Here is a 21,539-nt window from a genome sequence, read left to right as displayed (position 1 = left end):
GACGAAGAACCAAATCGAACCGAAGTATCCAGGTGGCACTTTCAACTAAAACAGACGCGTAGTGTTATGTAATCTATGCTAGCTGGAGGCTTCGGCCTTATACGATTCAACTAAGTCATTAAATATACACGATTCCATAAAGTAGTGCACTACTACTATTATCCCGTTCCAGTTGGCCTATATGAATTTCCTTAGCAGTAATTAAACAAATAAAAAACAAGGCCTAAGTTTCTTTAGAAATCTTCCTTCTTAAATTATGGATGTATTTGCTGGGCGCTTCACCAGTTCTGACTTTGAAAGAGCGAGTAAAGGATTGTGTAGTTTCGAATCCACATTCTTTTGCAAGGAAATTAATTTTAACTGATCTGTAGAAACTTTGTTCTTGGATCTTGCCAATAATGTAACTCAATCTCAGATCAGTTATATATTCACTAAAACTTTTTCCTTTTTCGTGATTTAAAATGTGGGATAAATACTTGGTGTTAGTACCACACTTGTGGGCAAGAAGCGCTAAGGTTAATTTTTTTTCCAGAAACATTTCATTTTTCTCAAATCTGTTTAAATGGTATTTAATGGAATGTTTTTTTTGATTACTGATTTTCATTTTCTGGATTGATTTATCACGTCTATCCAGAGTGGTGTTATCGTTTTGCTTGGTTGAATCAGTAGTTGTCTCTGGTAATAGATTTTTAGGGGAGGAGTAATGGTATATATAATAGCGATAGCCAAGGGATATACTAAGAAGGATAGCCCCGCCTATAAGTAAGATTTCTAAAAATAGATTTCTTTTGTCTCTCTCCTGCTGCCTCTTAATATTTGCCACTGTATACCTCTGATTTATTATAGGATAAAGCCCATTAGTGACCTCCATTACCGTGGAGATGTGCTTTGTTATTTGACCCGCGTAAAATAGCTGATTTATAGTATCGTTTTTAGATTTATAGTGATTTATTAGAATGTTATAACCTGGTATGAATTCTCTTTTTGCAAACTTGCGCTCAGTATAGCTTTTATCCACAAGTTTTAGGTAGGGGATAGCGCGATCAGGTTTGTTCAATTTCCAATAACTCATCCCTAGGTAAAAATGACCGGTAGTCACATTAGCAAAATCACCTAAGCTATCAATTACGGGATTAACCCTCTCTAAAAGCCTAATGGCTGATTCATAATCGCCCTTTAGATAATTATTTACTCCTTCAGAATGATTAAAATAGACCTCCATCTTCCTTTTTCCTAAACGATGTCCCTCTTGTATACCTTTTTCATTAATCTTACTACACTGCTTATAATCGCCCATGCTTCTGTAGCACATTCCTATAAAGTGCAAGGTGTTTAAGTAGGCTCTCTCGTTGTGGTCTTTAAAGTATTCTTTACATGCTTCTAATTCTTTTAGTGCCTCTTTATGTTGTTCTAAGCGGTATCTAATGAGACCAATATTGTATTTTAATTTATACTTGATATACTCCCTTGGTGCAGGAGCCTCTGATAGGTAGTCATTGGCAGTGATATAATTTTCCAAGGCCTTAACGTAATCTTTTTTCCAGTAATATGTTAGTCCCTTGGTTAAATATGATGAAACTATCAACTCTTTGTTTTTGGATTCCAAGGCAGAGAATACCATGCTATCAGCATATATTATCATTTTATCCTCTCCAGAGTTGTGTAGGTAGTGTCTATAACCTTTGACTATGTGCTCCCAGTCTTTTTCTTTTTTAGCCTTTTTAAGATATGTAGCTAAATAGATCCTTTGTTCAGAGGGCAGTTTATCAGATGCTCTTATTTTTTTTGAAATTGAACGATAACTTTCCTTCAGGGGGTCTGTATCCGAATTTGGAGAGTAAATTGGATAGAAAGTGGTAAAAAATAGTATTAATAGAATCTTCATCATCACGTCTAATTTCTAGGGGTCCGCATTCGAGTTTTTTGATAATCGAATGATAGAAAAGGAGTGTTCCGTTCACAAATAGTCACTAAAATACTAAATATAGTTATAATTATTTAAAAATTTAACTAAAAAAGTCACTCGTTCATATTAATGAATTTGAACTTCATAGTCGTTAAACTGTACGAGTGACTATTTGTGTAATCCATTTTCGCTAAATACATTTGGTTGAATTCAAGAGTGAAAATCTTGCTTTTTTTATAGTGCTGAAGTTCATTCGACTTATCCGGATAAGGTTAACTGATAAAAATAAATTCAGAAACCTTTTGAGATGAAATGTTTATTTAAATTATGGTTGCTTGTAGTAATTTTAATGACTTCTTGCAGCTCCGAAAATGGTTCCTATACTAATTTGTATGAGGAAGACCAAGCAAAAGACGCTCCTAGTAACCCACGAAATCCTTATGATTTTGTCGGTGAAAACTATCTAAGGCTATTGCAAAAGCAGCCTTTGTTAAGTCCTTCTGGAAGGGATGACACTCTAAAGCAGAGTGGTACCATTCAGAGTGTCTTAAGTAAGCAAGATAGTACTGTTTATTCAATTGACGCCCTATGGGATTTAATTAATCAATCTGAGCTTACCCTACCTGCCAAAGGTACACTTAAGAACTATATAACCGTATTGTTAGATTCTGATCCTAGTGATTATAATGACTTGTATGTTTACATCATTGATTATGAGGCCAAGATCCTAGAAGATGCTCTATTAACCGCTGAAGACAAGCAGGTGATTTTAAGTTTTTCTTCCATTGTTCGGTTTGCCGCCTTTGGAGATGGTGCTATAACTACTCAAAGTGAAGGCGAAGATGATGATGAGGATGATGAAGAGGATTGGGATATTTCAGTTCCAAATATAATGGATTGGCTTTTAACTGTATTAGATGAATGAATTATGAAATGGCGAAGAAGACATAACGGAATTACTGTAGAGATCATAAGTATTTTATATGTGGTAGTATTTGCTTTTACTGGACTTACTAAACTTATGGAAGGGGATCGGTTCTTTAATAATTTGAATAACTCTCCTATCCTGCCAGATATGGTTTGGTTGTCTTACATAATTAGTTGGGTGGTTCCGACACTGGAAATTGTGATAGCCTTGCTTATTGCAATCCCAAGAACAAGACTGAAAGGATTGTATAGTGCTCTAGGTTTAATGATAGCTTTTACCATCTATGTTGTGGGTATTGTATTTATAAGCCCGTATGCCCCTTGTTCTTGTGGTGGAATAATTACGCTACTGTCTTGGCCGCAGCATCTGATTTTTAATGTTGGTTTGATCATTCTAGCATTAGTGGCTATAAGATTTTTGAAGAAAGGTCCACCACTAGCGAAAGAGTTTATACAGACTTAGCTTAAGTAATACAACTTAGATGTTTCCTCTCTTTTCCTACTTAAAAAATAAATAAAAGGCCTAAGTGTTATTTAGGCGTTAAGATATTTTGATGCGCATCAGAAGAAGGGAAGATTGGCCGAAAACCTGCCCAGAAGTAGGCAACTTTATTAAATTTTTAAATTTTATATTATGTTTAAATTAAAATTTGTTTTACCAATGTTGGCCTTCGTATTGGCCATTGGTATGTCGTTTGCGTTTGTAAATGCAACAGACGAGAACTATTACGCTTCTGGATTTGTCGAAATAGATGGGGAACCCTATTCTGTTGAAGTGAATTGTGATAACCCTTCCACTATAACTTGTCAAGTTAATATTCAAGGGCTGCCCAATAACCCTTATACGGTTACTGATGCTTTAGGAGCTCCACTTTTGAATGGTACAGGAACAATTAAAACTATTCCTGATCCAAGATAATTTATTGGAGAAAGGAGACCGCCCTTTGTTTTTATTTTAGGGCGGTCTTTTATTTATTACTATTTTATTGGATCCCTATATACAAACTCCATCATATTCTCAGCTTTCAGATACTCCTCAGCCGTTTCCATAATATCTTTATATGTCAAAGCCTGTATAAACTCTTCAACGTTTTGAAGAGCTTGTATTTCTTGATCATTCATATAATAAGCTTGTACTTTTTTCGATAAAGCATGGAAATTCTTAGAATTTTCCATCCTCTTATATTTAGAAGAAAGTTTTCTCTTTATTAATTCTAATAACCATTTATTATTTTCTTCAATATCAGGATTTCTAACACTCATTTTATCTATAATAGCCCTACTTGACTCTCTTAAAATTTCTAATTCTTCGGGGATGCAATCTATATATAAGTAAATGTCATATCCTGATAATTCTTTATTAAAAATGGCATCCCCTATATATTGATATATAACAGCTTGCTGGTTAGTTCGTAATTGCAGAAGCTCATTATTTAGCCAATAGCCTAAAGCTTCTATTTTAATCCGTTCTTCCCAGTCGCTCCTATCCTTTATTGGCACGAAATACTTTTGAAAATATTTTACACTTTCAAGTTTGTATTCAGCACCTATATCCTTTGGATAAAATTCTTTGTAGAAAGGTGTCTTGCGCCTATTAGCTTTTTTTTTACGATTTTCTGTAGGGCAAGTGTGTTGTGGGGATTGAGGTATGTTTCCCAAATATTTGGATATGAAAGGTAAAACCGTATCTACGGGCAAATTCCCTATATTAAATAAAAAAGTAAAATCAGAAGGATTTCCATATAGATTTCGATAAATTTCATACGCTCTCTTCATATCAATTTGATCTATCTCTTGTATTCCTTTCCCTTTATTATTTTGAAACTTCCCTCTTAAAAATGAGTCAATTAAAGCCCTGAAATCCGCATTAATATTAGCCCCTTTCCGGTTTTCTTTAAACAGCCAATTATCAAAAGCATTTTTATCCTCTCTGGGCTTTGTAAAAGATAGATATATGAGTTGCGCCATTATATCAAAGCTATCTGCGGACATCTCCCCTCGAATACCTGTTTCACTATTTTTAATATACTGGGAAAACCCCTTGTCAATGTTTGTTTGATTGAAGTAATATTTCAAATCACCCCTACTTAAATTTCCTACCCCTGCATTGTCGACAATACTTGGGACATTAATGGCTTCCAAAAAATATTCTTGTGGAAAACATGATGCTCCCCTGGAGCTAAACCCATGAAAAAAAACTTTGCTACTATCTATAATAGAAGTGTCCAAGACTATTCTTATCCCGTTATCCAGTACAAACTCCTCCATGTCTAAAATACTACCCTTATGGGTGTAGCCAACTTCTTTTAGATTCGATGTTTCTTTTTTATTTAATAAATTTTCGGGAATCTTTGGTAAACCGACAGGCTTAATAGGTTCTGACAATGCATGTTTTATGTATTTTCGTATATGCTGTTCAGTATACAATGAAGCGTCTGACCCGGGCGGGATCAACACACCAATATCATCGGGCATATCCTGGATAAATTTATTACAAAGTGTATTGAATTCACTACGTGATAAAGGTGGTAAATGATATTTAAATTCTGGCGTGATCTCTATTTCGTAAAGAAAATTATTTAAAAAATTTTTATGCCAGAAATCTATTTTACCAATGTTTATTTGCTCCGAAGCCTTATTGTATTCGCTTTTAATCCAATCCCATTCATCCTTTGAAATTCCGAATTGCTTAATCTGCTGCAAAATCTCAAAGGTTTTATCAATAGATCTTTGAAGATCTCTCTCCCTGGTAGGTATTTGAATTTCATAAAAAGGCATACTTTTCGTCAGAAAACCAGCTCTTTTACTAAAAAAATAATCATGGTCATCTTGTCCATTCCTAAATCGATTATATATTAACTGTAGAATAATATTCCGTAATATTTCTCGCCTGATTTCTTGGAAATAACCATATTGGGAAAGAATCTCTGGGTAACGAAAAAACAAAAATAGTTCAACACCATCTATATTACCATTTCCCTCCTGTTTTTCTATTATGGCATAATTATTTGGCCCCTCAAGATATTTCCTTTGATAGTTTTTCCTTTCTGCCAAAGGGCGATGATTTTTTATTTTAGAAAAATACTTTTCTATTTTTAGCTCTATTGCATTTATATCAGGAATGTCGCCAATAATGGCAATCCCTATATTTTTTGGGTTATACCAAGAACGATAAAATTGAATTAAAGAATCTGGCGAATAACTGTCATTCCTCTCAAAAAAATTGGATCTATCCGGGAAACCCGGATATAATAAAGATTTCAATTTCGTTTCATCGTCAAACCTGACGTTATTACTGCTCCGATAAATAATTTCTTGTTTTATTACAAGTCTTTCGTTGTCGATAGCCTCATTTGTCAATTTTAAGTCTGACATGTTTGACAACCAAAGTAAGTTTTTATCCATGGCATCTACATTTCCTGAAGGAAGATCTTTTAAATGATAATAAGTCAAATCATTGCCTGTCTGTCCTTCAATGTAATTATCCTCCATTCCGATACTTCTCAGGAATTCTTTGGGAGGGGATATAAAACTAAATGGAAAATCTTTAGCGCACCTAAAAGCCAGGTGTTCTAAAGTATGGGCAAATTCCAGCTGGTCAAATTCCTGGTCAAAATTGCCAACTTTTACATAAAAATAGATATCGAATTTGTTGGTATTATTATTGAGGTCCTTCACGTAATATTTAAGGCCATTTGCCAATTGGGCATGTCTAATCTCATTTGAATCCAAAGTAGATACAATCTCTTTGTGTGGATTCTGAGAGGCCATTAAGCCGTTTCCATTTAATAATGGTACAAGCTGAACCATTACCAGCATGATGATATATTTCATAAATTGTTTTCTGTTTTAAAAGTTTTAATAACCAATATTTTGAGTAAGGTTTGGGTTTTTACTACGATCCTCATCCGGGATAGGGTATAAAACATCGGTATCCTCCCAGAGCGGTTTTATGGGTGCCAATATTTCAGCTGCTTTTTCTGTCCGTTTTAAATCAAACCACCTGTGTCCCCATTCGGAAAACAGTTCCCTTTTCCTTTCGTTCCTTATTGCTTCCAAAAGAGGTTCTTTTCCTATTTGTGGATTAGAATCTGAAATAAGACCCAAACCTGCTCTGTATCGTAGTACATCAATGTCTTCAATTGCACTTACCAACTTTCCTTGCATTGCTTTGGCTTCTGCTCGTATTAAATATTGTTCTGCGAGTCTTAAAACCATGGAGTATTCAGTGATATTACCTCTACTTCTACTATCCTTATATTTTTGTGGGTAATAAAATTCTCTGCTCTCATTAAAGCCAATCCAGTTGAGCAAACGTTTATCTTGAGAATCCATGGTTGAAATGAAATTACTAGATAACTTCACAGGTGAATTCACATTACCTCTAAAAAAATAACCGTCCCATGTATAGGTAAACTGAAATGTTCCTATTGGTATAGGTGTTATTTGCCATATAGCTTCTCTACTATTCTTTAAAAAAACCTGATCCGGATTTTCGAGAATTTCATAAGTTGATGTCTGATTAATAACAAGACTGCTTAATTTTTCCGCTTTTTCCCACTGCTGCTGATAGAGATATACTCTTGCTCTTAATGCTAATGCAGCATAAAGATTCACATTAGTTCGCTCCAAATTTTCATAATCTCCGACCGTTTCCAAAAAAGATATAGCCATATCCAAATCAGTAATAACTTGCTCAAATACTCGTGCTGAAGAATTTCTACTGATTGTTGCATTCCGCCTATAATCCGTAGTTAAAATTAAAGGTACATCACCATAAAGATTAGTTAGATATAAATATGTGAAAGCCCTAACAAATCGAACTTGTCCTTCAAGGATTTCACTCGTGGCTTCCGAGATTGATTGAGAATTTTCAATTCCTTCTAATGCACTATTACACATAAAAATAATACGGTAAGCACTGGACCACAAATTAAAATTTGCTGTTGCATCCGGAGTTTGCCCGGGAGAAATCTCATTTTGTTGAAATGGACCATATCGCGTATCTGTCACACTTGTAGTTTCAAATATATCTGATGACATCCCTGCAAGAACACTTATTGAATTGGTATAACCGTTTGAAAAATCAGAATTAAACAATTCATTATATATTCCTTTAACCGCTGCCTTTGCTGTTTCTTCTTTATCGAATACAGTTTGGCTATCCATTTTATAGTTAGGAGAATCCACTTCAACAAAATCTTCACAGGATACTATTATGAAGCATCCCAATATACTTAATAGTCGAATCTTAAATTTTTTACTAATTATGTTCATGATTGTGATGTTAAAATTAAAAAGTAACTTGACAGCCTAATGTTATTGTTCGAAGTGAGGGAATTACTGCATTACCGGGACTTTCAATATTTAGACTATTAGCATAATTACTGAAAGTAAAAAGGTTTTGAGCCTGAATAAAAATGCTGCAATCACTTAACAGCCCTTTTTTCAAATGGTTTGCAATATTATATTTTACACTAAGTGTTTTTAATCGAATAAAAGATGCGTCAGAAATGGAGTAATCACTATTCATAGCCAAATTATGTGCGGAAAAGGCATCATAATTCCCGGATACTTTTTGAATATCCGGGCTATTATTTTTCCATTTTTGAAACACTCCGATTACTTGGTTAGATGCGTATCCGGGGGGATCAAAATATAAACTCGTAGCTTCCTGCTTTACAAATTCAACTAAAAAATTAACATCTAAATTTCCAAAACTGATATTATTGGTTATTCCTCCGTAATACTTTCTACCCATATCTTTTATTACAGAGTGATCATTAATATCATCAATAGTATTATCCTTATTAATATCTGCTACCGTATGCAGCCCTGTTTCAGAATCTAACCCATCATATTGATACAATAGCCGGATATTCAATGGATATCCTATCCGATAAGTATTAGCATAGGATGACTCTTCTATATCCGGAAAATCTAAAAGTTTGCTTTTTGGGATTGTCAGGTTAACAAATGTCTTCCAACGAAAATTCTTTGAACTTAAATTTAGGCTTGATAGTACAAATTCCCAACCCGTATTTTGTACTGTCGCAGGCATATTAGCCTGTACTGTAAGAAATCCAGTTATAGAGGGAAGTGGAAAACCGACGAGTTGATTAGAAGAGCGATTACGATACCAACTCACCCCCATGGTAATGCGATCTTGAATAAAACCAAGTTCTATTGCAGCTTCAAGTTTTTTATTAACTTCCCATGAATAATCAGGATTGGTAAGCTGAGTTGGATATAATCCGTTTGGTCCATCAGTTGCTTCGTATGCATCTAAATATCCATAATCCCCTATCTGGTCATTCCCTGTTGTGCCATAACTCCCTCTAAATTTTCCAAAACTCAAAAAAGGAAGATTGTTTTCTATAAAGGGCTCTTCCGAAAATATCCAGGCTCCTCCCACCGCCCAAAAGTTGGCGAAACGTTTATTTGTTCCAAAACGGGAAGACCCATCTCGTCTACCGGTTAGATTAACAATATACTTTTCATTATAATTATAGGCTAACCGAGCAAAAATTGCATTATACCTGTAATCTATCTCTTTATTATTTATAACATTTGTAGCCGCTGCTGCTGATAGATCTCCTATCAATGCTTCGGATACAAACCCATTCCCATCTACTCTAAGGTTTCTACTAGTATTTTCTTGAAATGTTAACCCTACTAAACCATCTATTGTTCCTTTCCCAAACGTAAAATCATATAGAAATTGTGGCTCAACTACCCATGAACTTCGTTCTCTGTGATTCTCAATAGAACTATGCTCTCTGCTTTCTCTTAGTTCAGGTCGATATTCATTTTTCGAAAATAGACCTTTATATCTTCTGGATAAGTTAGTATATCCTCCATTTAATTTGACTTTTATTCCTGGTATAATTGCATATGACACACCTATATTTGCCACTAGATTATTACCTCTATCGGTAGAGGTTCTGTTTAAAATAGGAGCTAGAGGGTTGTTTCGTCCTGATAGGTTCCACTTCTCCCAATGCAAGCTTCCATCTTGGTTATATAATTCTGGCGCATTCGGAGGGAGAGAAAGTGCCATTGAAACAAAACTATTTATAATAGTAGCTGGCACATCACTTTTATCAAGCCCATAATTTACCGATAGATTGATCCCTAATTTTTCATTCTTCGAAATGTGGTTCAGATTTAGATTTACCGTAGCCTTATGGTAATTATTATCCCCAGGAAAAACGATTCCTTCTTTGTGATAGGAACCTCCCAAACGGAAAGATGTTGTTGAATTACCTCCGGATATGGAAATATTAAAATCATTAATATAAGAGGTTCCTCCAAATAAAACTTCTTGCCAATCCGTATAGCGATTCTGATCCCACAATAGTAAATCATAATCCGTAATCTCATTAGGTTCTCTTCCATCATTTTCTAACCCTGCCTTTCGTAACGCTATATACTGCTCAGTATTTAACAAATCGATTTTTCGGGATACCTTGCCTAAACCAGAATACCACCGAGTCTCTATTTCTGTTTTCTTATTATAGTTGGCTTTTTTTGTGGTTATGAGTACCACACCATTGGCTCCCCGAGAACCATATATAGAAGTAGCATCCGCATCTTTTAGAACCTCTATACTTTCTATATTGGATAAATTCATTGAACTCAAAGGATCTATCCCTCCTATATACATATTACTTCCTCCCTCAATAGGTGTGGAAATAATAGGTACACCATCAATAATATATAAGGGATAGTTACCATCGGTCCTAAGACTATTTTGACCACGGATTCTTACAGTAGGAGCATTCCCCGGAATAGCATTCCCCTGTATAATTTCTATACCGGCCATTCTCCCTTGCAGAGTTTCTAGCGGACTCACAACAGGTTGTAACTCTATTTCTTCTGCAGTTACTTTTGCGATACTTCCTGTTCTTTCTCGTTCTTTAACAGTATAGTACCCTGCATTAACAGTGACGGCTTCCAGATTTGTAACATCCTCTTCAAGAATTAGCGAAAGTTCTTCTGAATTTCCTACTAGAACTTCAAGTGGTTTGAATCCGATATAGCTTAATATTAAAACATCGGTAGGGGCGGCATCCACGTAAAAGTAACCCTCTTTATCTGTGAAAGTGCCATAAGAAGTCCCTTTGATTTCTACGTTCACTCTAGGAATAGGAATACCATTAGAATCAGTAACTGTCCCCTTAACCCGATGCTGATAACCAGCTAACTCATAAAAATTAACACTTTTAATATTTCCGAATAGGGAGTAGGTTCCAATAGAGAAGATGAATAGGAGTGTTAATAGAATACACCTATCCCTTATAGTATGTTTATTTTGCATAATGTTGTTCTAAAACGTGTTTTTAGTTAATTATAAAGATTCCGATCACCTGTCAAATGCACTGAGAATCTTTTCCTTGTTAGATTAAATTAGTATGATGTCTGTTGTATTCTATCTCGTATATGTCTTTGTTTTTAAATGTTTTGTAATAGGGTATTCGTGATCTAAATCCATAATCCTGAACTATAATTTAAGTGAGTTTTAAACACACTATCATTAACTCAATCATGAATTGTCATTAGCAGAGTAGTGGTATACTTTTCGATTGAAAAAAAAGCATACCTACTTATCAGTTTGAATTCCAACCTTCTTTAGCCACTGCTACAATAATCGTAAATGGGCTAGATAGGATTTTTTCTTTTCTTGCGAAATAACCTATATGAAGGTGATACCTGTATCTTCTTTAAATAGTGAGATATGATTTCACAATTCAAATAAGTTGATAGATCCTTTGAACGTGATGTTTCTATAAAAACCGACCCTATGCAACAAGAATCATTTTTTGATTCTTGCAGGGAAGTTAAAATTGCCCTATTTTTATTGTTCATACGACTGAATAATAAACTAGGAATTCTTATACCCTGTGGTGAACACTCGTGTTTGCCCAGGCAAAGAGTCGGTTCTATCCAACAATAATTGTTAGGGATAGTTTTATTATAAGGGTATACGTTGATGTTTTTTGAAATAGAATGGAGAAGTTGTGTCCACTTAGTGCCTGCAATGGAAATATCCACGGCAAGTTTGCTGTGGATAAAAGATTTCGGCGGTATGGTAAACTTCGTTTTCATACATGTTGAATATATGGCCAGCGAGTTTTAGCCGAAAAATCAAAAGGCTGGGGCCACCTCCTGTCTTTGTCCAGGCACTAGCACAGGCCTCAAACGCGACATTCGATAGACACCCAGCCCAAAGAATTGTGTAAATATACGCAATAACTTTAGACATGGGAGTTTAATCTACCGCCTCGCATTTTGAGTGTGAACGTGCTAGTTTCGGACTCAGAGGCTCTTAAAAACTCATGCTTACCAATTCGGTAATATGTTTTTTACTATTTCATGCCAACTCTAAGTTGGTTTTACAAATATAATAATAAGAATTAAAACAGCAAATAATTTGCTGTTTTAATTTGGTGAATATCAAAGGATGGGAGGTAATAAACTAAATAATGAGACGTTTTTAGAATTTGCGCTTGAAATATTGTCTAAAGAATATGCTGGAGAATCTAAGCGAGAATTGGTGACTAATATTAAGGATATCCTCGGTACTAGGAAAATTGTTTTAGCTGAATCATTTTACCAAATAATTTTGATGTTAAAATTAGATATTGATTCTGTATGCGAGATACTGTTCAAGGAGCATAAAGTTGTTGTACTTAATTTAGTGCAAGAATCAGATAACAAATTAAAGGATTTTTTGACCCCTTTTATATATGATTCCAGCATCATTGCTTCTTCTGCTTGTATTGAGAATACTAGGTTCAGTAGATTGTTAAAGGGGGAGTTTGTTAAACTTTACCCGAGTGAAGTTTATGGTATAGCTAAATCCTTTAATCTTATGCCACATCAATTATTCCATTATTTTTATGGCCAAGGAGAACGGCCACTCATTGGAGTATAGTAGGTTTGAGAAATAGTTGAGTGCTATACCATCCTCACCAAAAACACATAATCTGTGTAGGTAAATGCTGCCTTAAAGTATTTATATCTTGGACTTTAAGTAAGAAATAAAAAGATAATACGTTGACAATAATTTTGAAAAAACAATGTCTGAACTAACACTTAAACTTATCATAATACTGATTCCTGGGGCAATTGCAACATTGATTTTCGGTAAATTGATTTTGCATAAAGATTGGAGTAGTTTTCGATTTGTTCTTTATTCGATTCTCTTTGGAATCGTTTGTTATTTGCTATTACAGTTGATAATAAACGGACTAAATCTCATTATCTGTAGGGACCTACCTGAATTGACAATTTGGAGCAATCTAAGTAATGCTTATTACATTCCATACAAGGAAGTGGGGTTTGCTTCCATTTTCTCAATAGCTATAGCTTTTGTTGCTTCAATGATTGAAAATAGAAAAGTAATCAATAAGGTAGCTGGATTCCTCGGTGTTTCGGGAAAATACGGTGATGAAAATCTTTATTCAATGTTTTTAAACTCAAAAGACATTGAATTTATATACTTACGCGACATAAAAAATAAGCTGACATATCACGGATGGGTAAAATCATTTTCTGAAAGTGAAAATGTATCAGAAATTCGATTATGTGATGTGGCTGTTTATAATTATTCAGACTCGGAATATCTTTATGAAGTTAATGAAGTATATTTATCACTAAACAAACAAGAAATTATAATTGAACTAGCAAATTTAAAAGAAAATGGACAAGAAGAGAAGCAACAAGAGTAATGGAAATGAACATACATCAAAGAATAGTTCAAATAAGCCAAAACCAACTATTTCAAGAACCAATACAAATCCACCTCCATCTCCATCTCCTAAGAAAAATAAATAACTCTGGGCTATATATAAACGCTTCCACCCCTACATATTGTGGGAGTAGCTAATAGATTCTAGCTTTACCCGAAAATTTTATTTTAAACAAACAAGTAAAATTGTTCCCTTTGTTGCAAGAATACAGTGCAAGTGGTGGATTTACCTTTTGAAGGAAGCGAGGTATTTCCTGATTTTTATTGCACTACTGGATTAAAAAGTACAATGACAGTTCCTTTCATAGTGACTTTATTCAGATAAAGTCACAATCTTCAAAAACAAAATCTATTGATTTAAAATAACTTAACGGTATTTGTGTTTCAGTTCTAAACTTTGATTATTGAAAAAGGGGGTCGTTAGAGGAGTGCTTTAAAAGAAACATTAGCCCCAAAGCTCTACCAGAGATGAGTAAGGCAGAGTCTGGAGCTTCCCGATTAGCTATATTAACCTTGGATGGAAGCCATTAAAAAATAGGATATCCCACACGTACAAAAGGGTGTGACTTCAACCAGTGTGAAATGCTGTATACTGATAGTAGGGTTCTGGTTACCCCTATAAATTACTTTGTGGTGCTTTCCTTCGAAAATAAGGTGTAGCGCGTCAAGACCAAACTTTTCAATGTTACTAAATAATCTAATATGACCCCATCTAGAAAATCGAGGTGATTAATCTTCGAATTTCAGTTTTGCTAATAAACCCCAAACATATTTTACAAGGGTCAACATGCTCTAAAATGATTGTATATTCCACCCCAAAGTTTACCACCCATCTTGTCAGAATTCCACCTTTAAACAAGAATTTATCACCGCAACCCATAAAAATTTTCATCCCCTCTCATAATAAATGATATCATTTGATATTATTTGTAGTTAGATAACTGTAAATCAAATGATTGTTAATAACTAACTCAAGATATTTGTCAGACGAGCTGTATTTCTATTTAAATTTATTACAAGAATTACTGCTTTAATGACACTATAATTTGTCATTAAAACCCACTAGTCTAACGACATTCTCGGCCCCAAAAAGAACATAAAACTTGAAGTAAAAGTATTTAGATGATTTAATAAAGTAGCGCATCTATAGATGCCAATATAAAACTATTCATATGAGAACAAAAACGAACATAAACACCAACAAAAAAGGAGTGCTCATAGAACGAAAAGCAATTGAGAATGACAACATACTAAAACTCTCATCAGATTTTTTAAGTGAAAATGATTCCATAACACCTGAACTTGATAAGAAGGAATCCTTAAAAACAACCTTGCCTAATAATTCGAAAAAAAAGAGAAAATCAAAGCGTAAAACCAAATATGTCAAACTTTATTGCACTGTATATGAAAAAAAGCTTCTAAAGCTTCGAGCTAAACAAAGTAGACTATCCTTGAGTGAGTTTACTCGTAGGGCTGTATTTAAAGTTCAAATAAAACAGCGTATGACTGATCAGCACATTAGGGCCTATAAAGCTTTAGTGCAATTTTATAACGATTTTAAAACCAGGGGAAGTAATGCGCATGACAGCGATCCAGAACTTGCCAAGGAAGTAAATCAACTTACCAAGGAAATTAAATCACTTGTCCAAACCATCATTAAATAATAAAACAATGATCGGTAAAGGACATGCTATTAGCCAGACTAAGGATTCTATATCCTATGGATGGAATCAAGAAAAGGATGCAGAAGTTGTTTTTCGCCAGCATCTAATGGGGGAGAACCCCACAGAAATTGCCAGGGAGTTCCGGTTTATTCAGAGCCAGAATCATTACTGTAAAAATAATACCTTATCTTTTATACTTAGTCCAACAATAGAGGATGGAAAGAAGTTAAACCTTAGAGACCTTCAAGAAATATGCTTAAAGTTTACTTCGCAAATGAAACTAATAAATCGACAAGCCATAGGCTTTGTCCACCGAGATAAAGAACACCTGCATATTCATCTTTATGTAAATAGAATAGATTTTAACGGCAATGTATATGATGATTCTTTTCTTGATCCTCGTTCCATGAGAACAGCTGTCCAGGTTGCACAACAAATGAACCTAACCACCGTCAAGGATGTGGTGTTAGAAAAGCTTGGGAGACTCTCTCCAGTGCGCTCAAAAATAAGAAGCATACACGACCATGTTATTAATCGTTACAGGCCAAAGAACTTTGATCAGTACATACGGCATATGAAGGCAAAAGGCGTAGAGGTTATTCCAAGTATAACTAAAGACGGAAACCTTAGAGGATTTCGGCTAGCTTATGGAAATCATAATCTTAAAGCAAGTGAAATCCACAGATCAATGGGAGGCGGTAATTTGGCTATTGAGCTCTATGGCAGATCCATTATAAGATCAAATAACATTATACCCGTTAAGATTGAAGGAACCCTAGTGCCTATTGCCCCTAAATTAGCCCATAGGATTGCAACGAGAATAGCATCAAAGATTATAAAACAAACCAAAGGAGTTGGCATAGAAATTTAATAAAACTTTATTTATGACAAGAATTACCCAACAGATGGAGCTACTGACCACAGAGGTTGAAAGGTTCCAAAATGACGTAAAGAGACTTGAAGGCATTAATGAAAATTTGCAAGGCTTAAGAGTGTCTATTGACTTGAAAGAACTTAAAACTTTTATGGACCACTATAACAATCTATTAAAAAGACAAAGCGCAGAACAAAATCAGTTTTATATAAAAATGGATGTACTGTTTAAAAAAACCAAAGTCTTTTTAACTTGGCTAATGATCACCTTTATTTTGACCACACTTTTAATAGGAGGGTCAATAATTTATATTTTATCTACAAAAGTAAATGCCCTTTAAAATTATAAAAATGTTAGTTACATCTAGAAGCACCAAGAAAAAATACAACAAAGTTTAAAAGTTAATCCTCTTGATTTAGTTTATAATCTAATTCGACTACTTTTTAGACTGAAAATTGTTGATAACTCACCGAATTTCACCCTAGAATCAAGGCAATATTTTTGTAGATTTATACAAGAACTTTCCTTTGAATGTATTCATATTGAAATCGCTTAATAGTCGAGAAGTAATCTTTTCCATTTACTATTTCAAACCGATATCATTTATGTCTAGACCCATGTATTATACATCAGTAGTATAAAGGACTTTTAATGATTAAAAATTAAATCATATACGCGATAATTTAGATGTAAACCCGCCTTGTTTTAAACTAGGCCAAGCAATTCAATTTTCTCTCAGTAAGTAGACTATCATATGAATGTCCAAGAAAAAGTAGCTATGCTAAGTTATTAAAGCTTAAGCCGTGTGTTTTTCTTGTGGATAACGCTTTAAGAAACTATTTATCAACCATTAAAAAAATTTTATTATTATGGGAAAAACAAATGACCCGGATGATCTTCAAGATTTCAAAGAAGAAATGATTAAAGAAATCAAAAAAATAGTATCCACGCAAACCACCAGCGAATTCAAAAGGTATCTGAAGTCAACCGAAGTGATGAGTTTACTTCAAGTGAGCTCTGGAACGCTTCAGAATTTAAGAAAAAATGGTACACTGCCATACACCAAAATAGGTGGGATGATCTATTATGATATTGTTGATATTCAAAATGTAATGGATGAAAATCGCGTAGATCAGCGCTCAGATCCATAATCATAAAAAATACGATCATAGGGCTACTTAGAAGATCTGTTAACTTTTTTAGCTGCCGTTTCGCTTACTTTGAACACATCCATAGCAAGTGAAATGGCAGTCTGTTTTTGGTTGAATTCATTTTTAGGCGTTTTTCGCTGTAATGCCACTTAGAAAATGGTCTTCCAGTTAAGGGGTCAGCATGTTCCGTTATACCCTTTTTTTACTTTTTTTAAAAATAAATGCAATAATGGGATATACTACCGGCGAACTATGCCGATATTCTCAAGGCAAAAGGTATACCACTTAAATATAAACTTCAAGGTCTAAAATACTTATAAAGCACCCTTAACTCTGTAATAAAGGCTGATGCAATAGCTTTTAAACTTTTGGTTAACTCTACAAAAAGATCTTTCATTTTAGTTGTGATTTATTATGGTTGTTAATATGACTTTTGCGATAAATGTTATATGCTTACCCTGGGTAAGATAATTGCGCTCATCAGGGTTGGATAAAAAACCTATCTCCACAAGACAAGCCGGATACCAATTAGTAGCATCGCGAAGAACCTTAAAATCAGCAAACTTTACCCCACGACTCTCAAAGCCTAAGGCGCTTATAAAATTCTTCTGCAGCTTATAAGAAAGCCATATTGAGGCACTTAAGTACTTTGAAGGCCTATCTCCTATATAAACCTCAATTCCTCTTGCACTAGGGTTCTCGGCATGATTTAGGTGTAAAGATACTAGTAGATCAGCATCGAGGCTTCTGGCTAATTCTGATCTATCGGCTAATGAAACTAGCGTATCGGTATACCTAGTTAACAATATTTCCAGAGGTGAATTTAATTTTTTGTTGAGCCTTAAAACTTCCCTTGCAATATTAAGGGCTACATCCTTTTCTTTGATCCCACTTTTTGTCATAGTACCGAAATCCCTTCCCCCATGACCAGGGTCTAAAATAATTCGATTTTTCAGCGCTTGCTCTTGACTAAAAATGACACACATTTTTAAAAGCAAAAGGACAAAACTGACGTTTTTGAGCGCGATTTTCATTTTCATTTTTGAATTTATCGGTGGTTGTGCTTTGAATTCTCATAGTATTTGATGCCAAATAATATCAAATAACACCAAATGAATTCAAATAATATTTTTAATATAAAATACTGATTAACAGTATTTTGTGTGCCAAATATATGTAAATTTATAATACGTGAATAATCAATATTTTAACTTTTTATATTATGAATAAATCAATTTACACCACAACCTTTTTGTCCTTGTTATCCACTGGACTTTTTGCTCAAATTGGAGGGATTGAAAACTCGGTTAACGATGTTTCCGATACCATCAGAACTATTTTCCCCATTATTCTAGGGGTCATCTTCCTTATCGGTTTTCTTTTTAATGCCGGTCACTTCTTTGGAGAGAACGCAGATCTAAAAAAAGGAATAACCCGTGTATTAGTCTTTGTTCTTATAGCAGGAGCAGTGGTAGGCATATTTACTTACTTAATTGGAATCACAGTATAATGAAACGATACGAAATCTATAAGAATATTCGAAAACAGGCAATCATCTTTGGACTGCCCTTATCGATGTTTGTGATAATGATGATCTGTATCATCTGCTCTTTACTACTGATTATCTTTTCCTTTAGTTTCACCCTGATTATGAGTTTACTTGTAGGTAATAGTGTATTGTACCTTCTATTACTTCGATTTTCAACTACTGCGCAGCATTTTCAGTTTAGTGCGGTCTTCCCTAGTAGTATTAGTAACAGACGAATTTCAAGCATTAGCTATGAAAAAGATTAACCTTTGGGCACATAGGCCTATAGCAGCTATAAGGGATAATATCATCTTTGCAAGTAACGGAAATGTTGTACTAGGCTTTAAAGGCCAATTACCTGAAATTTATTCCTTATCCGAAAAAGACTTTGAAGATATACACGGAACCTGGTTCCAAGGGTTAAAGTCTTTGCCAATTGGTACGGTAGTACACAAGCAAGATATCTACCTCAAGAAGTCTTATACCTCTAGTAAGCTACCTAGAACAAGCTTTTTAGAAAAAGCCACCCATGATTATTTTAAAGGCCGAGCGTATATGGAGCACAGCTGCTATTTGTTTTTCATATTAACTAAAAACAAGGAGCTTAACAATCCTAAATACGTAAACCCTTTTCAAAAGGTCTCTAAAGAAATAGTTTATAAGTTGGATGATAGGGTAAAGTCCTTTGCCGAGGCAGTAAGTGATGCGGTATCATTTATTAATAACAGCCGAAAGATGACCTTTTGCCCACTTGATACGCGCGATATAGAAACCCTAACAACTGACTATTTCAATGGGTTTAATGAAGGATTTAATACAGATATTATTTTAGATGGAAAAAACCTCACCATAGGAGAGCATTATTTTGATGCCCTAGCCATTAATAGCGAACTGTGCTTTGGCGAAAGTGTACAGAGTAGCAAGACCAATGATAGATTCACTTCAGATGATTTTGTGTTTCATCAGGGGTTTGTTGATGGCTTAGGGCTTTCATTAAAGGAAAATCATATAGTCAATCAAATATTGTTTTTAGATGACAAGCATAAATGGAGAAAGTTACTAGATAAGAAAGTAGAGCAGCTGAGTAAAAGCTCAAATTTCGGATCGCAGAATAAGGTGGTACTAGGTAAAATTCAGCAAATTCTCAGTAAGATCAATGCCGATGACAATGCCCGAATAGTTCGTGGCCATTTCAATATTGTGTATTGGTCAAATAGTGCCCATGACCTAGAGCGGATCACCTCTAAGATTAAAACCGAATTCAAAGAGTTGGATATTATACCCTACTACCCAAAAGGGCAACAGCAAAAGAATTATATTTTAAATAGCTACTGCTGTTTTTCATCCAATTTCTCCAACAACGATTTATATGTTACCGATTTAAAGCACGCACTTTGTCTACTGATCAACAATACAAATTATAAATCGGATACCTCTGGCATTATATTCAATGATCGGGAGCACAACATACCAGTATTAAAAGATGTTTGGGATGAGGGAAAAAGGCGCATAAAAGCACGCAACTTTGCCATATTTGCCCCCACTGGGGAAGGAAAATCTTTTTTAGCTAATAATATACTCAGGCAATATTTTGAGGCTGGAGTTCGCCTAGTAATCATTGATTTAGGTGGATCCTATTCAAAGTTTGCAAAGCTCTATCCTGATGATCATATTATTTTGCGCTATGAAAAAGGTGAAAATCTTGGGATCAACCCTTTTTATATTTCGGATTCCACAGATTTATCCCCGGAGCGTCTTGAGGATCTATCACTATTTTTATTGGAGCTCTTAGCTAAGGGAAATAGCGTTTCCAAAGGAAGAGAAGTAGCCATGAAAAAAGTACTTCTTTATTACTATCAAACCACTAAAATGAACCACAGCTTAGCTTCTTTGTATGAGTTTGTTAGTAGAAATAAAGAGCGCTTACTTGAGGATCTTGATATTAAGGAAGAAGATTTTAGTTGTTATGATTTTCTGCATATTCTATCGGAATATGTAGAAGGGGGATTGTATAGCTTTTTATTTAATGTAGGAGAGGACCAATCATACAAATTAGAGGATAAGCGAATGATCGTCTTTGAGCTCGATGAAGTTCGCGATAATAAAGAAATCCTCTCTGTGATGCTTAAGCTCATTAAATCAGCCATACAGCGAACCATTTGGCAGAATCGCGCTGAAAAAGGTATTATCCTTTTTGATGAATTTGCTAAACAACTAAAGTTTGACAACGTCCTAGAAAGCGTGGAGTTTTATTATCAGGCGATTAGAAAGCAAAATGGCGCCGTTGGAATTATTTTGCAGTCCATCAATCAGCTTCCACAAAGCAGCACTTCAGCTAGTATCCTTGAAAATACGCAGGTCATCTACAGCCTTCAAAATGAAAAGGGCTATGATGAGCTTGTTAAAAGACTTCATCTTTCGAGCCATGATTTAAACCAACTAAAGTCCATTAAGAACAACCTTACCGGTCCACGTAAGTACACAGAGATGTTTATCAAAATCGGAAAACAAAGCAACATCTTTAGGCTCGAAGTTCCCAAAGAAGTGTATGCCGCCTACCTTACTGACGGAAAAGAAAACCAGGCCATAATGGAGAGCTATCGAAAGACTCAAAATATGCAAAAAGCCATTGTTGAATTTACAAGCAAAACATAATATCATGAAATCACAGTTCCACCACAACCAGTACAATTGTTCAGTAAAAATTAAACCAGCAATCATAGTGATTGCTACCGT

Annotated in this window: 17 protein-coding genes; 12 read left to right on the top strand and 5 right to left on the bottom strand. The window is 34.6% G+C overall.

The genetic code is table 11. The annotated features are described in order from the left end of the window. Positions 1 to 223 precede the first annotated feature (223 nt). The gene (locus I215_RS09485) at positions 224 to 1,888 is read right to left on the bottom strand and encodes a helix-turn-helix domain-containing protein (RefSeq protein WP_008991745.1); all 1,665 of its coding nucleotides are present in this window, start codon (positions 1,886 to 1,888) and stop codon (positions 224 to 226) included. Positions 1,889 to 2,213: 325 nt separating this feature from the next. On the opposite strand from I215_RS09485, the gene I215_RS09480 reads away from it, so the two are divergent. The 3 genes from I215_RS09480 (at position 2,214) to I215_RS09470 (ending at position 3,752) form a co-directional block, all read left to right on the top strand. Next, on the top strand, positions 2,214 to 2,831 hold the full coding sequence (locus I215_RS09480; protein WP_008991744.1) for a hypothetical protein: 618 nt from the start codon (positions 2,214 to 2,216) through the stop codon (positions 2,829 to 2,831). Between the two features lie 3 nt (positions 2,832 to 2,834). Then, the gene (locus I215_RS09475; RefSeq protein WP_008991743.1) at positions 2,835 to 3,296 is read left to right on the top strand and encodes a MauE/DoxX family redox-associated membrane protein; all 462 of its coding nucleotides are present in this window, start codon (positions 2,835 to 2,837) and stop codon (positions 3,294 to 3,296) included. Positions 3,297 to 3,494: 198 nt separating this feature from the next. Then, on the top strand, positions 3,495 to 3,752 hold the full coding sequence (locus I215_RS09470; RefSeq protein ID WP_156800251.1) for a DUF6520 family protein: 258 nt from the start codon (positions 3,495 to 3,497) through the stop codon (positions 3,750 to 3,752). Positions 3,753 to 3,811: 59 nt separating this feature from the next. Here the strand turns inward: I215_RS09470 and I215_RS09465 are convergent, their stop codons facing one another. The 3 genes from I215_RS09465 to I215_RS09455 are packed head-to-tail and all read right to left on the bottom strand — an operon-like array spanning position 3,812 to position 11,153. Further along, on the bottom strand, positions 3,812 to 6,667 hold the full coding sequence (locus tag I215_RS09465) for a M16 family metallopeptidase (protein ID WP_008991741.1): 2,856 nt from the start codon (positions 6,665 to 6,667) through the stop codon (positions 3,812 to 3,814). Positions 6,668 to 6,691: 24 nt separating this feature from the next. Further along, on the bottom strand, positions 6,692 to 8,110 hold the full coding sequence (locus I215_RS09460) for a RagB/SusD family nutrient uptake outer membrane protein (RefSeq protein WP_008991740.1): 1,419 nt from the start codon (positions 8,108 to 8,110) through the stop codon (positions 6,692 to 6,694). A gap of 16 nt (positions 8,111 to 8,126) precedes the next feature. Continuing rightward, positions 8,127 to 11,153, bottom strand: a complete 3,027-nt coding sequence (locus tag I215_RS09455; RefSeq protein WP_008991739.1) for a SusC/RagA family TonB-linked outer membrane protein — start codon at positions 11,151 to 11,153, stop codon at positions 8,127 to 8,129. Positions 11,154 to 12,296: 1,143 nt separating this feature from the next. Here I215_RS09455 and I215_RS09450 point away from each other — a divergent pair. From I215_RS09450 to I215_RS09420, 6 genes are all read left to right on the top strand, one after another. Further along, positions 12,297 to 12,770 carry a hypothetical protein gene (locus I215_RS09450; protein ID WP_008991738.1) on the top strand — a complete coding sequence of 158 codons (474 nt, stop codon included), beginning with the start codon at positions 12,297 to 12,299 and terminating at the stop codon, positions 12,768 to 12,770. A 145-nt stretch (positions 12,771 to 12,915) separates the two neighbouring features. Next, complete coding sequence (locus tag I215_RS09445; protein WP_008991737.1) at positions 12,916 to 13,566, top strand: hypothetical protein; 651 nt, start codon at positions 12,916 to 12,918, stop codon at positions 13,564 to 13,566. A 1,192-nt stretch (positions 13,567 to 14,758) separates the two neighbouring features. Further along, a complete protein-coding gene (locus I215_RS09435) occupies positions 14,759 to 15,250 on the top strand; it encodes a plasmid mobilization protein (protein WP_008991736.1) in 492 nt (163 codons plus the stop codon). A gap of 7 nt (positions 15,251 to 15,257) precedes the next feature. Further along, the gene (locus tag I215_RS09430) at positions 15,258 to 16,121 is read left to right on the top strand and encodes a relaxase/mobilization nuclease domain-containing protein (RefSeq protein WP_008991735.1); all 864 of its coding nucleotides are present in this window, start codon (positions 15,258 to 15,260) and stop codon (positions 16,119 to 16,121) included. 13 nt (positions 16,122 to 16,134) lie between these two features. Continuing rightward, entirely contained in the window at positions 16,135 to 16,464 is a 330-nt protein-coding gene (locus tag I215_RS09425) for a DUF6730 family protein (protein ID WP_008991734.1), read from the top strand. 529 nt (positions 16,465 to 16,993) lie between these two features. Next, positions 16,994 to 17,275, top strand: a complete 282-nt coding sequence (locus I215_RS09420) for a helix-turn-helix domain-containing protein (RefSeq protein ID WP_008991733.1) — start codon at positions 16,994 to 16,996, stop codon at positions 17,273 to 17,275. Between the two features lie 398 nt (positions 17,276 to 17,673). On the opposite strand, the gene I215_RS09415 is transcribed toward I215_RS09420, so the two are convergent. Then, the gene (locus I215_RS09415) at positions 17,674 to 18,315 is read right to left on the bottom strand and encodes an N-acetylmuramoyl-L-alanine amidase family protein (RefSeq protein WP_237738949.1); all 642 of its coding nucleotides are present in this window, start codon (positions 18,313 to 18,315) and stop codon (positions 17,674 to 17,676) included. 182 nt (positions 18,316 to 18,497) lie between these two features. On the opposite strand from I215_RS09415, the gene I215_RS09410 reads away from it, so the two are divergent. Genes I215_RS09410 through I215_RS09405 form a run of 3 tightly spaced genes read left to right on the top strand, consistent with a single transcriptional unit; the run spans position 18,498 to position 21,458 of the window. Next, complete coding sequence (locus tag I215_RS09410) at positions 18,498 to 18,785, top strand: hypothetical protein (RefSeq protein ID WP_008991731.1); 288 nt, start codon at positions 18,498 to 18,500, stop codon at positions 18,783 to 18,785. Beyond that, positions 18,785 to 19,069 (top strand): hypothetical protein, encoded by a 285-nt coding sequence (locus tag I215_RS15890; RefSeq protein ID WP_083852498.1) that lies wholly within the window; start codon positions 18,785 to 18,787, stop codon positions 19,067 to 19,069. Before I215_RS09410 ends, I215_RS15890 begins: the two co-directional genes overlap by 1 nt. After that, a complete protein-coding gene (locus I215_RS09405; protein WP_008991730.1) occupies positions 19,056 to 21,458 on the top strand; it encodes a TraG family conjugative transposon ATPase in 2,403 nt (800 codons plus the stop codon). The genes I215_RS15890 and I215_RS09405 overlap by 14 nt, the downstream gene beginning before the upstream one ends. Positions 21,459 to 21,539: the final 81 nt, after the last annotated feature.

Source organism: Galbibacter marinus (assembly GCF_000300875.1).
Lineage (GTDB): Bacteria > Bacteroidota > Bacteroidia > Flavobacteriales > Flavobacteriaceae > Galbibacter > Galbibacter marinus.
Note: the sequence above shows the minus strand (reverse complement) of the source record. Positions and strands in the feature narration are given on the sequence as shown.

What these genes read in the sequence shown, in the direction of transcription:
- I215_RS09470 (WP_156800251.1), top strand. Translation starts at nt 3,495, where the DNA reads ATGTTGGCCTTCGTATTGGCCATTGGTATGTCGTTTGCGTTTGTAAAT.
- I215_RS09485 (WP_008991745.1), bottom strand. Translation starts at nt 1,888, where the DNA reads ATGATGAAGATTCTATTAATACTATTTTTTACCACTTTCTATCCAATT.
- I215_RS09460 (WP_008991740.1), bottom strand. Translation starts at nt 8,110, where the DNA reads ATGAACATAATTAGTAAAAAATTTAAGATTCGACTATTAAGTATATTG.
- I215_RS09455 (WP_008991739.1), bottom strand. Translation starts at nt 11,153, where the DNA reads ATGCAAAATAAACATACTATAAGGGATAGGTGTATTCTATTAACACTC.
- I215_RS09430 (WP_008991735.1), top strand. Translation starts at nt 15,258, where the DNA reads ATGATCGGTAAAGGACATGCTATTAGCCAGACTAAGGATTCTATATCC.
- I215_RS09405 (WP_008991730.1), top strand. Translation starts at nt 19,056, where the DNA reads ATGAAAAAGATTAACCTTTGGGCACATAGGCCTATAGCAGCTATAAGG.
- I215_RS09410 (WP_008991731.1), top strand. Translation starts at nt 18,498, where the DNA reads ATGAATAAATCAATTTACACCACAACCTTTTTGTCCTTGTTATCCACT.
- I215_RS09450 (WP_008991738.1), top strand. Translation starts at nt 12,297, where the DNA reads ATGGGAGGTAATAAACTAAATAATGAGACGTTTTTAGAATTTGCGCTT.
- I215_RS09435 (WP_008991736.1), top strand. Translation starts at nt 14,759, where the DNA reads ATGAGAACAAAAACGAACATAAACACCAACAAAAAAGGAGTGCTCATA.
- I215_RS09475 (WP_008991743.1), top strand. Translation starts at nt 2,835, where the DNA reads ATGAAATGGCGAAGAAGACATAACGGAATTACTGTAGAGATCATAAGT.
- I215_RS09425 (WP_008991734.1), top strand. Translation starts at nt 16,135, where the DNA reads ATGACAAGAATTACCCAACAGATGGAGCTACTGACCACAGAGGTTGAA.
- I215_RS09445 (WP_008991737.1), top strand. Translation starts at nt 12,916, where the DNA reads ATGTCTGAACTAACACTTAAACTTATCATAATACTGATTCCTGGGGCA.
- I215_RS15890 (WP_083852498.1), top strand. Translation starts at nt 18,785, where the DNA reads ATGAAACGATACGAAATCTATAAGAATATTCGAAAACAGGCAATCATC.
- I215_RS09480 (WP_008991744.1), top strand. Translation starts at nt 2,214, where the DNA reads ATGAAATGTTTATTTAAATTATGGTTGCTTGTAGTAATTTTAATGACT.
- I215_RS09420 (WP_008991733.1), top strand. Translation starts at nt 16,994, where the DNA reads ATGGGAAAAACAAATGACCCGGATGATCTTCAAGATTTCAAAGAAGAA.
- I215_RS09415 (WP_237738949.1), bottom strand. Translation starts at nt 18,315, where the DNA reads ATGAAAATGAAAATCGCGCTCAAAAACGTCAGTTTTGTCCTTTTGCTT.
- I215_RS09465 (WP_008991741.1), bottom strand. Translation starts at nt 6,667, where the DNA reads ATGAAATATATCATCATGCTGGTAATGGTTCAGCTTGTACCATTATTA.